Here is a 13714-nt window from a genome sequence, read left to right on the forward strand (position 1 = left end):
AACTCCGGTCCATATATTTCATCAAAAACTGATGTATTGTAGGGAATCCGTTCTGTATTAGATGTCGGCGTTATCGCAGTATGAGGTCGATTGGTCGTATCAGCGCGAAAATTCAGGAGATGAAATGGCGGACAAAAAGTGCGAACGCTGCAGAATGATTCGGTTTTACCTGGTCTGGACCATTCTGATGAGCTTGTTAATGTATTGGTATATGCAATCGCTATGACACACCGTCAGTTTTATGCTGCCTCGGCCAAAGGTGGTGCGACGTTGTTTCTGACGGCTGCGGCGATGTTATTGGCGGGGATGTTGTTGCTGGCAGTCCGTGCTGATTTGATGGCGGCCCAAGGCTGGGTGTTGTGGTTCCTGTTGACCCTCGTTGCTGCTTATGTCGGCATCATGAAACTCCGTGCACCGGTTTTGCTGGCAGAAACTACAGCCGATGGTTTGCGTTATTTTCACCCACGCGGCAGCTGGTTTATTCCATGGAGTTGTTTGGGGCAGGTCCAGCAAGTGACGTTGCAGGGCCGTGAAATGGCCTGGATTGGGGTGCGGGTGCTGGATTACGACCAAATTCTGACGGCTATCCCTTTGCGGCTGGCCGTACGGTTATTGATAGAACAACGTGGTTTGCTGATAGCGGCGGCGGGGGGCGGTTGTCCTGACGGGCGCTGTGTCAGCGACTATCTGACCGATGTCAGTGCCTATCGCAGTAAAACGCGGCTATACAAAGGCGTGCAGGCGATGTTCGCCCAGCGCATGGTGCATCTGCGGCAGTTTGTGCAGGCTGACCTGCTGATCCCTGCAGATCTGGCTAATTGCAGCGTCAGTGAATTTTGCCTGTTTATCAATCGGCAGCGGTTGAATTTTACTCAGGAAAACAACGGCTAGACACACCCCAACTGCTGGTTCATAATGCAAAAAACTTCCTTGCAGATTTGGTGAATGCACAGATGAGTACATATGAAAGACCTTTTCTGGTCAGTGGTCGTAATACCATTATCCACAAACAGAAAAAACTCGATTTAGTGATTATCAATGGTGATACCGACCCGGTAGTCATCGTATCCCGCACCGGCGTGAAAAAATTTGAAGAAGAAGTGCCGGCAAATCGGGTTGAAGCAAAAGAACGTTATATGGAACTGGTCGATATCGGCAGTTCAGATGTGTTTGGTGAAAGCAAAACATTATTGTTTGTGCAGGCACTGAACAACAAAGAATATAAAATCGACTACACCAAAATCGGCACTGATCTGTTTATCCGTGTTCATCAGGAAAACTATATCTGACCGTATTTCAACGGGCCTGAACGCACAATCGCTTGCATTCATGCCCGTTTTTTGTTTCAGTAACGCCACAATCAGTTTCTTTCATGTGATGTTGTCGTGAATAAAGTAGCAATGCAATTCAGCAAAGATGAAGACTTCGTCGAAGTACGGGTTGCAGTCGGATTGTATGATCTAACCGAGCAGGCTGTCCGTGACGCTTTGCAGGAAGCAGGCTACGCCCGTTGTTTTATTCTCACCGAACAAATTAACCAGTTATTGTCTGATTATCAGGCGCTGCAAAACGATATCAAGCTGAACAAACTTAAAGAAGGTGTCGTGGTCCGGCGTAAAATTGCTGAGCGCCGCAATGCCGTATTGACCATTCAAATTGCTGCCGACTCGATGTCTGCCGTGGCTGAAATTGTTGCTGCCTGGGGCGGCGCACCTGTATCAGCAAATGATCTGGTCAAAGCTGCACAAGAAGCCGGCGTTAGCTTTGGATTTCAGAAAGAGGCGATCGTGCAGCTGGTTGGCACTGCCAGCCGTGCGGAGCCCGGCAGTAAATTACAACAGATAATTGCGATTGGCCGCGTGATGCAGCCAGGTCAGAACGCCAGTTTTGAGGCCTTGGTAGAAGGGCTGACTGTTCGTCCCAACAGGCCTTTGCAGGTCAGCGAGTCAAAAGTCGATTTGCGTGACTTTGGTGTGATCCCCTCGGTTCGTATTGGAGATCCCGTAATCAGACGCCGTCCACCAACTAAAGGCGCAGACGGTGTTTCCGTTCGCGGTGATATTACCCTGGCACCTCCGGGCCAACAGGTCGAATGGAAGCCGGGTGAAGGGACTGAAGTCAGCCCAACCGACGCAGATGTGCTGATTGCCAGTCGGGATGGTATGCCACGGGTATTAGATGCCGGAGCGGCAGTTGATGAAGTCTACGCGGTAAAAAAAGTAGATTTGTCGACCGGTCATGTTCAGTTCAAAGGTTCCGTCATTATTAACGGCGATGTGACTGAAAGTATGAAAGTGATTGCCGGTGGCAATATTTTTATCAAGGGCATGGCCGAAGGATCACTGATTGAATCTGGTGGCGACGTGCATATTGGCGGTGCCATTATTGGCCATCAGTTTTCGGCACAGGATAACAGTCTGGAAAATTTCAGCACCGTGGTGCGGGCAGCAGGCAGTATCCAATGTACGTTGGCCCAATATGCGCGCATTGAATGCCAAGGCGATTTTCAGGCAACGAAACAAATTAATCATTGTGATGTGAATGCACGCAGTGTGATCGCCGGCACGGAAGATAAGCTCAATGGCAAAATTGTCGGTGGCAGTTTTTTGCTGGATTTTGGTCTGAAAGCCGGTATTTTAGGTGCTCCTTCAGAAAGCGCCTTACAGATTAATTTGAACCGTCGTATTGATCCGATCCTGGAAAAACAGCAGGCACTGAAGCAGAACATCGCCATGGTCAAACAGGAAATGGAGCAGATCCGTCAAAGCGTCGAACAAATGAAGCAACAGGAACGGTCGGAAGCTGCAGTGGAACAGATGAAATACCTGGTGGAAGATTTTGAAGCGCAAAAAGCTATCGCACTGGCGTTGATAGAAGACGTGAAACTGCTCGAAGTTGACCGGCTCAGCAAAATGACCGAAGTACTGGTGCTGGTGAAGCAGCAGATGTTCGCCGGCATCGAATTTAAACTGGGCACTGAAGTCTTGCCGGTGAAACGGGAATATGGTCCCAGTAAGATCCTGCAACAGGAAACACGGTTGAGCATTGAGCCCTGGGTCAGCTGAGAAAACCGACCAACGGACCGCAGGCTGCGACTTTCACGGCTCTGCCAACCGTTCTGTTGTGCCCGCGTATGGTATGCTGTGATGATATTGTTACCTTGCTGAATTGTGATTTGAAGTGAATATAAAGTGGTTGTGCTTAACAGGCCTGATTTTACTGCCACTCTGGACGCAGGCCAGCGAATGCAAGATGGCCTTTCGCCACGGCATCCTGATCTCCCCAGACCAAATCCGCATCCAAACCGCTGACCGTACCCAATACCAAATCAATAATGACCAACAGCTGTTTATTCAGGGCGAACTGCAGCAGTTGTCTGCTGAAGATATCCGGGTATTACAAAAATACAGTCATGGCATGCGCAAATTTGTGCCGCAAGTGGTTGGGATAGCTGTAGATAGTATGGAACTTGGTTTGCAAGCGATCGAGAGTATGCTGGTTGGGGTAGGGAACAAAGCCCAGCAGGAAGAATGGCAGGCGCTGGTACGTGAAACCACTTATCAAATCATGTCGCGTTTTGTCCGCAGTGGCGAACACTTTTACCTGGCGCCGCAAAGCCTGAATGAAATGGACGCTTTCTTACACGGTGAATTAAAGGAAAATCTGAATAATCTGGCAAAAAACACCGTTGGTGCAGTGTGGCAGGCGCTGCGGGATGCGTTGCAACAGACCGACGATAACTTTGAACTGAATGACAGCCGCGACTGGCAACCGGTCGAGCAACTGGTTGATAAAATCAACTTAGGTCTGGATGCCAAAGCAGATGAACTGGAAGCGAAATCAGCGCTGTTCTGTAATCGTCTGGTTGAACTTGACCAAATCGAAACACAGCTGCAACAACGGGTGCCGGGCCTCGCCGCATATGACGTGGTGATCGCTAAATAAATCAAAACCAGTGGGTGGCTCAGACCACCCCATAATCGTTGCCAAGCACCGCCGGCATGGCGTTATCCACTTCATCACTAATGGCATCCAACGTTTTTTCGGCTTCTGCCAGTTCGCTGACTTCAGCGATATGAAACAGCGCTTCGCCTTCATTGACTAACGGCAGGTTGTTGCGGCCAATGATAATGCCACTGAATGGTGCATGGACTGCCACTTCAAAATCAGAATACGGCGAATAGATATGAGCCAGCACATCTCCAGCCGTCACAATTTGACCGAGGCCCTGATAATACCGGGCGATCCCGTCGTGTTCGGCGCGGATCCAGCTACTTTTCTTTGAAAATAACGACCCGGTTTTCTGCTGACGTTTCAGCGTTCTGAGCATGCCGAGACTGTGCATCACATTGACAATACCCCGTACACCGATATTGATGGCTTGCTCGTCAAACCGCAGCGCTTCGCCGGCTTCATACAAAATAATTGGAATGCCCATGCCATTCGCGGTGCCACGCATAGTGCCGTCGCGACTGGCTGCCTTGATGATGATGGGGGCATTAAAACTTTCGGCCATGCGCAGCGATACTTTGTCTTTCGACGTTGCACGCACTTGCGGGTAATTGCTGCGATGAATGGCGCCAGTGTGTAAATCAATGACATGCGTCGATTTTTTTAAGATCCGATCGGTAAATTGCCAGGCCATCCGGCTGCCGAGTGAGCCCTTTTCACTGCCGGGAAAGCTGCGGTTTAAATCGCGTCGATCGGGCAGATAACGACTTTGCTGCACAAAACCATAAGTGTTGACAATCGGCACCACAATCAAGGTGCCTTTAATATTATTCAGCCGCGGCAAGCGCAACAAACGCCGGCAGATCTCCACACCATTAATTTCATCACCATGTAACGCGGCGGTAATTAACAGAACCGGCCCCGGTCTTTTGCCGTGAATGACATGCGCACCGATATTCAGTTCGGTATGGGTATAGAGTTTGCCAAACGGGATATCAACGACCATCCGTTGCCCTGGCGCGATTTGACTGTTGCCGAGTACAAAATCAGCCTGCACCGGTGTGACTGGTGAGGGTGATGCCTGGTCCGGCGATGGTTCAACGGTCAGATCCGCCACAATGTCTGGTACGATATCCGGCAGATCAGCAGGTGCAGTCATCATCGTTCCTGATGTTTTTGGTATTGGCTTTCCAGATAATCCAGAATCGCACCGGCTACGTCAACCGTTGTAGCTGCTTCGATCCCCTCCAGGCCAGGTGAGCTGTTGACTTCCATCACGACTGGACCTTCTTTGGATTGCAGGATATCGACGCCGGCGACAGCAAGCCCCATACACTTTGCCGCCTGCAGCGCGGTTTTTCGCTCTGCAGTGCTGAGTTTTACCGCAGTCGCAGTGCCGCCGCGATGCAGATTCGAGCGAAACTCACCGGCTTTGGCCTGACGTTTCATCGCGGCTACAACTTTATTGCCGACGACAAAACAGCGGATGTCGGCGCCTTTGGCTTCGCTGATGTACTGCTGCACCAGAATATTGGCATTGAGGCCCATAAAGGCTTCAATCACACTCTCTGCGGCCGTGCGGGTCTCGGCTAATACAACACCGATACCTTGAGTGCCTTCGAGTAATTTAATCACCAGTGGGGCTCCGCCGACCATTTCAATCAGGTCCGGAATGTCGCCGGGTTTATCGGCAAAACCGGTGACCGGCAAGCCAATACCTTCCCGAGCCATCAGTTGCATTGAATTGAGTTTGTCGCGCGCACGGCTGATCGCGTCAGCGGTATTCAGGCAATATACGCCCATCATTTCAAACTGACGTAGCACGGCATTGCCATAAAAGGTGATGGATGCGCCAATGCGTGGGATCACCGCATCAATGCCCTCTAATGCCGTGCCGCGGTAATGGATGGACAATGCGTTATGGTTGATGTTCATATAACACAAGGTCGGATCTATGACTTCGACCTGATGACCGCGTGCTAATGCTGTATCCACCAGGCGACGGGTGGAGTACAGCTCAGCGTTACGGGATAATACAGCAATTTTCATGCGGACTCCGAAGCTCGCAAAGACTGATCAGGAATTGCCTGATTCTAGACGGGTTTTTTAAAAGCGGGAAAGTTGCCAGCCATTTTGCAGATCTATGGCACCAGCAGTAAAGAACCAAGTCCCAGAAATACAAAAAAGCCGATGACATCGGTCACCGTGGTTAAGATCACTGAGCCAGACAAGGCCGGGTCAATCCGGGCCTTTTCCAGCCAGACCGGGATTAATACACCGGAAAATGCTGCGACCAGGATATTGATGACGATAGCCAGCGCAATAACCATTCCGATGATCCAATCGCCAAACCACAGATAGGTCACCGCACAAATTACAATCGCCCATAATACGCCGTTAATCAGCCCAACCCCCAACTCCTTGCGCATCAAAGCCCAATAGGTTTGTGGTGTGATTTGCCCCAGTGCCAGACCGCGGATGATTAACGTCAACGTCTGGCTGCCAGCGATGCCGCCCATACTGGCAACAATCGGCATTAACACGGCCAAGGCGACCTGTTGTTGTAAAGTGGCTTCAAACAAGCCAATAGTCCAGGCGGCGAGAAAAGCGGTCAATAAATTGATGCCAAGCCAGACGGCACGGCTTTTAGCACTGGACACGACCGGAGCAAATAAGTCTTCGTGTTCATCGAGACCTGCTGTATGCATAAACTGGCCTTCGAGGCTTCTGCGCACATTCTCCAGCGCTTCACCAATCGAAATACGTCCGAGCAGTTTGCCTTCATCGTCTATCACGGCCAGGGCGCTATAACCTGAGCGGGCAACGATATCAGAACCGGTGTCGAGATCCATTTCCCCTTCGACCATCGGCGCGTCTTCATCAATAAACTCAACAACCGGTAAATGCGAAGGCGCGCCTAACAGGCGAGTACCGTGCAGCTGACCGACATAACGACCGGTGCGATCAACGACCATTACGGAGTCCTGATATTCGGCATCTTCATTGAGCTTTTTAAACATCCGTACCGCATCCCGCACTTTGGCATTGTTGCGGATTGTCAGTACATCGTGATCGGCGTAGCGACCACATTGATCGTCGGTATAAGCGAGGGCGGTCGCCAGCCAGAGTTTTTCGCTGGCATCGAGTTTAGAGCAGGCCGCCTGATAGACCGCGTCTGGCAGTTCATCCAGCAGCTCAATCAGATCGTCCACATCCATCCGCGCCACCAGCTCAGTCAGCGCGGCATCAGGCAGTTGTTTAAAGATATTTTCACGCGCGTCTTCGCGCATATAACCGAGCGCATGGATCTGCTCGTCCGGATGCAGGCCAAGCCAGGTGCTGAGCCGCTGCTCCAATGGCATGGCTTCAAGCGCGACAGCGATCGCTTCCGGCTCCAGCTGGCTGAGTTTTTCCCCAAGCAGTTCGGCTTCCTGCTCGTCAAAACTGTCGCGGACAATCTCTTCGATATCCAGCAGCTGGTTTTCAGCCATAATCAGGGCCTTGTCGACAGGACTAAGCTACAGAGTCCGGTGGGTCAAAAATTGCTGCGGATGATACCGCAGCTCAGTAACATTTTTATAGTCAATTCAACAGCATTTTTCGAGTTTGTCGCCGGAGAACCGTTACCACCAGCGTTTAATTTTAAAACTCAGTAACATGCCAAGCGCAATCACCGCCATGCCGGCCAGCGTCCAGAAATACCCCAAAGGCATGTGCAATTCCGGCATATGGTCGAAGTTCATCCCATAAATACCAACAATAAAGGTCAGCGGAATAAACACCGTAGAGACCATCGTCAGCACTTTCATCCGTTCGTTAATTTGATGAGAAGAGGTCGACATATAACTGCTGACCAGATCGCCAAGTTGGTCGTAATACATCTGAGTCATGGAATGTAACCGCTCGAACTTTTCATAAAAATCTCTGAGTTCAACCGGTTCAAATTGCGACATCACACCAGCGTCGCCGTCATCCGGAGTCAGCAGGTCGGCGAACATGTCTTTCTGATAAGCGAGGTTACGGTCAAGTTTACGGAATACGGATCGGAACCGCATGATCCGGCTCATTTTATGGTCATCGCCGTGAGAGAGCATTGCGTCTTCAAATTCACCGAGTTCATCTTCAAAATTGATTAATTTTTCCAAATAGCTGGCTGACACTGTGTGGATGTAGCTTTTTACCCATTCTTTGATTGGAGTCACTGGTCGGTTCACATCGAATGCCTGGACTTTGTAATGACCCGCTTCCTCTGGCAGCTGACATTTATAAAGCAGCACCTGATTGGAGAATAGCAGCGACAGCTGGGCATGGCCTGGATACTCGTGGAAGCTTTCACCGGCAAAAGCCCGTAAAATCAATAATGTAAACCCATCGTAGGCTTCGAGTTTCGGTGGGTGACGCTCGCGTAGATAATCCTCGGCTATCACCGGGTGGATTTGAAAGTGGTTCAGTACTTGTTGTTGTTCAGCATAACTGGCGGCCGATAAGTCGATCCAGGCTTTCTGGTCGCCATGCAGCGGCAGTTGGAGCAAGTTCAGATCGCCGGATTGCCAGGCGTTGGTTTCCGGATTATATAAATGCAGGATCAGCATGCATCGTCCTTTTTGCTTATTCTGCGCCCAGCATAAGCAGTTCCGCGCGCCTGGACCAGCACAAGTTAGTCTGGCGTGCGCTAAAAATAAACCCCGGCAGTTGGCCAGGGCTTATTTCATAGTGGATAAAACCGGTAAATTTACGCGCTTTGTTTACCTTTGATATAGGCGTCCACCAGTGATTCCAGCACGTCCAGCGGTACTGCACCGTTTTTCAGCACCACATCGTGGAATTCGCGGATATCAAATTTGTCACCCAAGGCTGTTTTTGCTTTATCGCGCAGCTGAACAATTTTAATCATGCCGATCTTGTACGCGGTGGCCTGAGAAGGCATCACGATATAGCGCTCGATGGCATTTTCCGCTTCGGTGCGGGCGTTGGGGGTGTTGTCCGCCAGGTACTGGATAGCCTGTTCGCGGGTCCATTTTTTCGCATGAATACCGGTATCCACCACCAGACGGCAGGCGCGCCACAGTTCCATCGCCAACCGGCCGAAGTCAGAGTACGGGTCCTGATACAGGCCGATATCTTTTGGCAGTAACTCAGTGTACAGACCCCAACCTTCGATATAGGCGGTATAACGGCCAAACTTACGGAATTTCGGCATATCACCTAATTCCTGGGCGATGGCGATCTGCATATGGTGGCCCGGAATACCTTCATGGTAAGCCAGCGCTTCCATCTGATACTTCGGCATATCTTTCATGTTATGCAGATTGGCGTAATAAGTACCTGGTCTTTTGCCGTCCATTGACGGCTGCTGATAAAAAGCTTTGCCGGCGGACTCTTCACGAAATGGTTCTACCGCTTTGACGATCAGGTCTGCTTTGGGTTTGACCAGGAACAGGCTGTCAAGCTGCGATTTCATATGGTCAATCAGCCGGGTCGCTTCGGCTAAATAGGCGGCTTTGCCTTCGGCAGTGTCCGGGTAATAGAACTGGGCATCGTCGCGCATAAAAGCGAAAAACGCATGTAAATCGCCTTTAAAACCAACCTTTTGCATGATGGCTTTCATTTCATCATGAATGCGTGCGACTTCGGCCACACCGAGCTGATGAATTTCTTCTGCCGTCATTTTCGTGGTGGTAGTGCGTTCGAGCGCCATATTATAAAAGGCTTCACCGTCTTTAAAACGCCAGACACCGTCGTCAGTACCGGCTTGTTTTTCCTGGGCGGTTAAATAGGCAATCAGGCTTTCATAGGCTGGTTTTACGCTGCTGGTCAGCGCCACTTCCGCTTCTTTAATCAGTAACTGTTTGGCAGCATCTTCCAGCGTCAGCTTGTTGACTTTATTGCGAAAATCTTCCAGCAAAGTACTGTCTGCACCGGTGCTGAAAGGCGCACCTTTGATGATGTTCTGACTGGCCGCGATCGCCAGTGGAAACACAAATTTCGGTGGAATAATCCCCAGCTCGGCGCGTTTGGTCAGCTGAGCTTCCAGTTGTTTGAACAGCTGCGGAATGCCGTTTAACCGCGCGATATAGGCTTTAGCGTCTGATTCGTTTTCAATCTGATGTTGGTTAATCAGTAAAGAAGGCACGCCGGAATGCATGCCAAACATTTGATTGACCGGATAGTTGTAATAACGCCATTTATCGTTGGCGATATCCTGTTCCAGTTGCTGTTTAAACAGCTGATAACTTAGTGCTGTCTGGGTATCCAGTTTCGCGACATCAAATTGCGCCAGATCGGCTAAGGCTTTTTTCGTCAGCGCCAGCTCTTTGTCACTTTGCTCGTCGGTCAGCTGGTCCCACTTGTCGTAATCCTGTTTAATGCCAAGCTGGGTCAATGCCATCGGGCTTAGGGCGGCTGCATCCATGAAATATTGGTCAAAAAACGCATTGGCCTTGGCAGATTCGGTTTGTGCTGTGGCAGGCGCAGCTTGCGTGGCCGCGGCTGGTGCTGCCGGGTTAGCCGTCTGTTCCGGTGCTTTATTACAGCCCGTCAATAAGGCAGCTGAGACTGCAATAGTCAGCAGTTGAAGTTTTAGAGTCATGATATCCCCGGGTTATTGTTCATGTTTTACTGGGTAACACCAGTCAGGCGCTGGTGTTATAAAAACAGCTGCAGTAGCTCGTTCAGGAAACGCACGCCATGTGGCGTGATCTGCCAGTGCAGTGGTGTGTCGCTAACTAATCCTAACTGCACGGCGCGGGCAAGCGCCGGCGCCACCGTTTCGACAGACAACCCGGTATATGCGGTAAAGTCGGCCTTGGGGCAGGGTTCCAGTAAGCGGAAGCGATTCATAAAAAATTCGAAAGGTAGTTCGTCGGGTTCGACCGGGGTGCTGCTATCAAGATAACCGCGGCTTAAATCCATATAGCCTTTTGGGTGTTTGATTTTGACGGTGCGGACAATAGTTGCAGTTTCATCTACACCGCTGGCCGGACGAGTGATCTTGCCATGGGCACCACAACCGATACCGAGATAATCGCCAAATCGCCAGTAATTCAGATTATGCGCACATTGATAACCGGTTTTACTATAGGCCGAGGTTTCATACTGCTGATAGCCGGCCGCGGCCAGCAGCGCATGTCCCTGCTCCTGAATATCCCATAGCGCTTCATCTTCCGGCAGCACTGGCGGGCGTGAGGCAAAAGCTGTATTGGGCTCAATAGTCAGTTGGTACCAGGATAAATGCGGTGGATTTAAATCAATCGCTTGTTGTAAATCTGCCAAAGCGTCGGACACGGCCTGCCCGGGCAGGCCATGCATCAAATCCAGATTAAAGCTGTTCAGGCCCTGCTGGCGCAGCTGTGTGGCCAGTTCAGCGGCACGTCGGGCCTGCGCCGGATTATGAATGCGGCCAAGTGCCTGCAACTGCGCGGCCTGAAAACTCTGCACACCGATCGAAAAGCGGGTCAAGCCGGCAGCGACATAGCCGGCAAAGCGGCTGGCTTCGACGGTGCCCGGATTGGCTTCCATCGTCACTTCAAGATTGGGCTCACACGCCATTCTGGCGCGCACACCGCTCAGGATGGCAGCGATGCCTTCCGCGCTGAACGTGCTGGGCGTGCCACCACCGATAAAAATACTATGCAGCGCACGATTGGGGACCAGTGTCAGATCCTGGTCCAAATCGGCCAGCAAATGCGCGATATACTCGGCTTCCGGAATGCCTTGCTTCACCGCATGCGAGTTAAAATCACAATATGGACATTTCTGTACGCACCAAGGGATATGGATGTACAGCGACAGCGGGGGCAGTTGTAACACCGTTAACCCCGCAATTGCGTCAATAATAACCGCAGCGCCAGGCCACGATGACTGAGCGCAGCTTTTTCGGCTTTAGCCAGCTGCGCTGATGTTTTCCCAAGCTCTGGCAACCAGAAGATTGGGTCATAACCAAAACCACCTTCGCCGAGTTGTTGCTGATTGATTTGGCCAGACCAACGGCCATGCGCGATCAGCGGCACCGGATCGTCCGCATGTTGAACTAAAGCCAGCACACAATGAAATTCAGCGCTGCGGTCGGTATGTTGCTGCATATTCTGCAGTAATAAGCGGATATTCGCGGCGTCTTTTGTTTCTTGCGCAGTGTCCAGGCCATGCATCGCGGCGTAGCGGGCAGAATAAATACCCGGCGCGCCGCCGAGCGCGTGCACCGCCAGGCCTGAATCGTCAGCGATCGCCGGCAAACCGGTCAGTCGCGATGCATGCCGGGCTTTCAGAATGGCATTTTCGATAAAACTAAGGCCGGTTTCATCGGCATCCGGCACGCCAAACTGGCTTTGTGGCAGCACCTCGACGCCATAATCGGCCAATAAACTTTGTAGTTCAGCCACTTTGCCGGCGTTACTGCTCGCCAGTACCAGTTGTTTAAACATAACCGCTTCCTGTTATTCCGGGTAAACATCCTGGGTGAACTTCAGCACCTGCAGTTCATTACCCTGACGAATGGAGAGTTCAATGGTGATTTTTTGCTCAGAACGCGCTTCAACACCGGCCAGATAATACATTGCTGCGCCTTCTTTGACTGGTTTAAAGCTCAATTGCTGACGCTGTCCTGCCAGGTTGGTTGCAGTGCCGCTTAGTTCAACCGCCTGCGCTTTTTGGTCTGCAGTATTGAGCACCGAGATATTCAGCAGCTGGTAATTACGGCTGCGGCTTAACTGGTAATTTTTGGCGATATCCGCGTCCAGCATCGTGGTTGGCATCAGCATGTAATGCACATCCCATTTGCCAAGTTGTTGTTTTTGGTCAGCTAAGCTTGGGAAACTACCAAGCAAAAACAGCAGAAACAGTGGGTAGAGCAGCGCAGTTACAAGTTTCATCACAGGCTCCTTGAAAAGACTAGGCGGGTGGTAACCCCAGCGCAGTCAGCGCCGCCGGGATTATTTTTGGTTGGCGGATCCGCAGTTGTTTATGCCGGTTCAATTCGCCACGTTCTAATTCAATCTGGCTTTTAGCCACGTCAAACCACTGCGCCAATAATTTAATCACATGGGCATTGGCTTTGCCGTCGACAGGCGGTGCAGTGATCGCCACTTTCACTGCATCACAGTGTAAACCGACCACCTGGTCGCGACTGGCTTTGGGCTGCACGTAGATCTGCAGGATTAAATCCCCGTCGATCCAGCGCCAGGCGCTGGCTGTAGATGACATATCAGAACATACCGATAAAAAAGCTCTGTAACAGGATCTGCAGAAATTGCAGCGCGACCAACACAATCAGCACCGACAAATCAAGGCCACCCATCGGTGGGATCACTTTACGGACCGGCGCTAACAAAGGTTCAGTCAGCTGCACCAGCACCAGTTCCATCGGATTGCGGCCTTGTGAGAACCAGCTCAGGATCGCGCGGATAATCAACACCCAGAACAGCAGACTGCATGCTTCTTTTATCGTCGTCAGTACGGCGCCGGACATTAGGGCGATAATATTCAGCTGCCCGACCAGCAGCAGCTGAATGAGCAGCATTTTGCCGGCGCTGACCAGCAAGGCCAGTACCAGCGCCGCTGTGTCAAGTTTACCGATACTTGGGATCATCCGGCGCAGTGGGATCAGCAGCGGATTGGTTGCTTTAACAACAAACTGGCTGAGCGGATTATAAAAATCAGCGCGGCTGGCCTGCAGCCAAATGCGTAATAACACCACCATCAGGTACAGATTAAAAACAGTATCCAGCAGAAAATAAAATGCGTTGTTCATGCGGTTTCCTTGTCAGAG

Annotated in this window: 14 protein-coding genes; 4 read left to right on the top strand and 10 right to left on the bottom strand. The window is 51.0% G+C overall.

What is annotated here, in order from left to right:
* Window positions 1–222: 222 nt before the first annotated feature.
* From ATY27_RS12740 to ATY27_RS12755, 4 genes are all read left to right on the top strand, one after another.
* Window positions 223–891, top strand: a complete 669-nt coding sequence (locus ATY27_RS12740) for a DUF2982 domain-containing protein (protein WP_208931016.1) — start codon at window positions 223–225, stop codon at window positions 889–891.
* Window positions 892–953: 62 nt separating this feature from the next.
* A complete protein-coding gene (locus ATY27_RS12745) occupies window positions 954–1289 on the top strand; it encodes a hypothetical protein (RefSeq protein WP_208931017.1) in 336 nt (111 codons plus the stop codon).
* Between the two features lie 96 nt (window positions 1290–1385).
* Window positions 1386–3065 carry a FapA family protein gene (locus ATY27_RS12750; protein ID WP_244151295.1) on the top strand — a complete coding sequence of 560 codons (1680 nt, stop codon included), beginning with the start codon at window positions 1386–1388 and terminating at the stop codon, window positions 3063–3065.
* 187 nt (window positions 3066–3252) lie between these two features.
* The gene (locus tag ATY27_RS12755; protein WP_208931018.1) at window positions 3253–3945 is read left to right on the top strand and encodes a DUF2884 family protein; all 693 of its coding nucleotides are present in this window, start codon (window positions 3253–3255) and stop codon (window positions 3943–3945) included.
* Window positions 3946–3964: 19 nt separating this feature from the next.
* On the opposite strand, the gene ATY27_RS12760 is transcribed toward ATY27_RS12755, so the two are convergent.
* The 10 genes from ATY27_RS12760 to ATY27_RS12805 form a co-directional block, all read right to left on the bottom strand.
* Window positions 3965–5113 (bottom strand): succinylglutamate desuccinylase/aspartoacylase family protein, encoded by a 1149-nt coding sequence (locus ATY27_RS12760; protein ID WP_244151296.1) that lies wholly within the window; start codon window positions 5111–5113, stop codon window positions 3965–3967.
* Complete coding sequence (gene rimK / locus ATY27_RS12765; RefSeq protein WP_208931019.1) at window positions 5110–6000, bottom strand: 30S ribosomal protein S6--L-glutamate ligase; 891 nt, start codon at window positions 5998–6000, stop codon at window positions 5110–5112. Before rimK ends, ATY27_RS12760 begins: the two co-directional genes overlap by 4 nt.
* A gap of 92 nt (window positions 6001–6092) precedes the next feature.
* A complete protein-coding gene (locus ATY27_RS12770) occupies window positions 6093–7442 on the bottom strand; it encodes a magnesium transporter (protein ID WP_208931020.1) in 1350 nt (449 codons plus the stop codon).
* 132 nt (window positions 7443–7574) lie between these two features.
* Window positions 7575–8543 carry a magnesium transporter CorA family protein gene (locus ATY27_RS12775; RefSeq protein WP_208931021.1) on the bottom strand — a complete coding sequence of 323 codons (969 nt, stop codon included), beginning with the start codon at window positions 8541–8543 and terminating at the stop codon, window positions 7575–7577.
* Window positions 8544–8683: 140 nt separating this feature from the next.
* Entirely contained in the window at window positions 8684–10540 is a 1857-nt protein-coding gene (locus ATY27_RS12780; RefSeq protein WP_208931022.1) for a DUF885 domain-containing protein, read from the bottom strand.
* A gap of 56 nt (window positions 10541–10596) precedes the next feature.
* The gene (gene hemW, locus ATY27_RS12785) at window positions 10597–11760 is read right to left on the bottom strand and encodes a radical SAM family heme chaperone HemW (RefSeq protein ID WP_244151297.1); all 1164 of its coding nucleotides are present in this window, start codon (window positions 11758–11760) and stop codon (window positions 10597–10599) included.
* Between the two features lie 2 nt (window positions 11761–11762).
* On the bottom strand, window positions 11763–12371 hold the full coding sequence (gene rdgB / locus ATY27_RS12790) for an RdgB/HAM1 family non-canonical purine NTP pyrophosphatase (RefSeq protein ID WP_208931023.1): 609 nt from the start codon (window positions 12369–12371) through the stop codon (window positions 11763–11765).
* Window positions 12372–12383: 12 nt separating this feature from the next.
* The gene (locus ATY27_RS12795; RefSeq protein ID WP_208931024.1) at window positions 12384–12818 is read right to left on the bottom strand and encodes a DUF4426 domain-containing protein; all 435 of its coding nucleotides are present in this window, start codon (window positions 12816–12818) and stop codon (window positions 12384–12386) included.
* A gap of 19 nt (window positions 12819–12837) precedes the next feature.
* On the bottom strand, window positions 12838–13149 hold the full coding sequence (locus ATY27_RS12800; protein ID WP_208931025.1) for a DUF167 family protein: 312 nt from the start codon (window positions 13147–13149) through the stop codon (window positions 12838–12840).
* A gap of 1 nt (window position 13150) precedes the next feature.
* A complete protein-coding gene (locus ATY27_RS12805) occupies window positions 13151–13696 on the bottom strand; it encodes a YggT family protein (RefSeq protein WP_208931026.1) in 546 nt (181 codons plus the stop codon).
* Window positions 13697–13714: the final 18 nt, after the last annotated feature.

Source organism: Rheinheimera sp. F8, assembly GCF_001518915.1.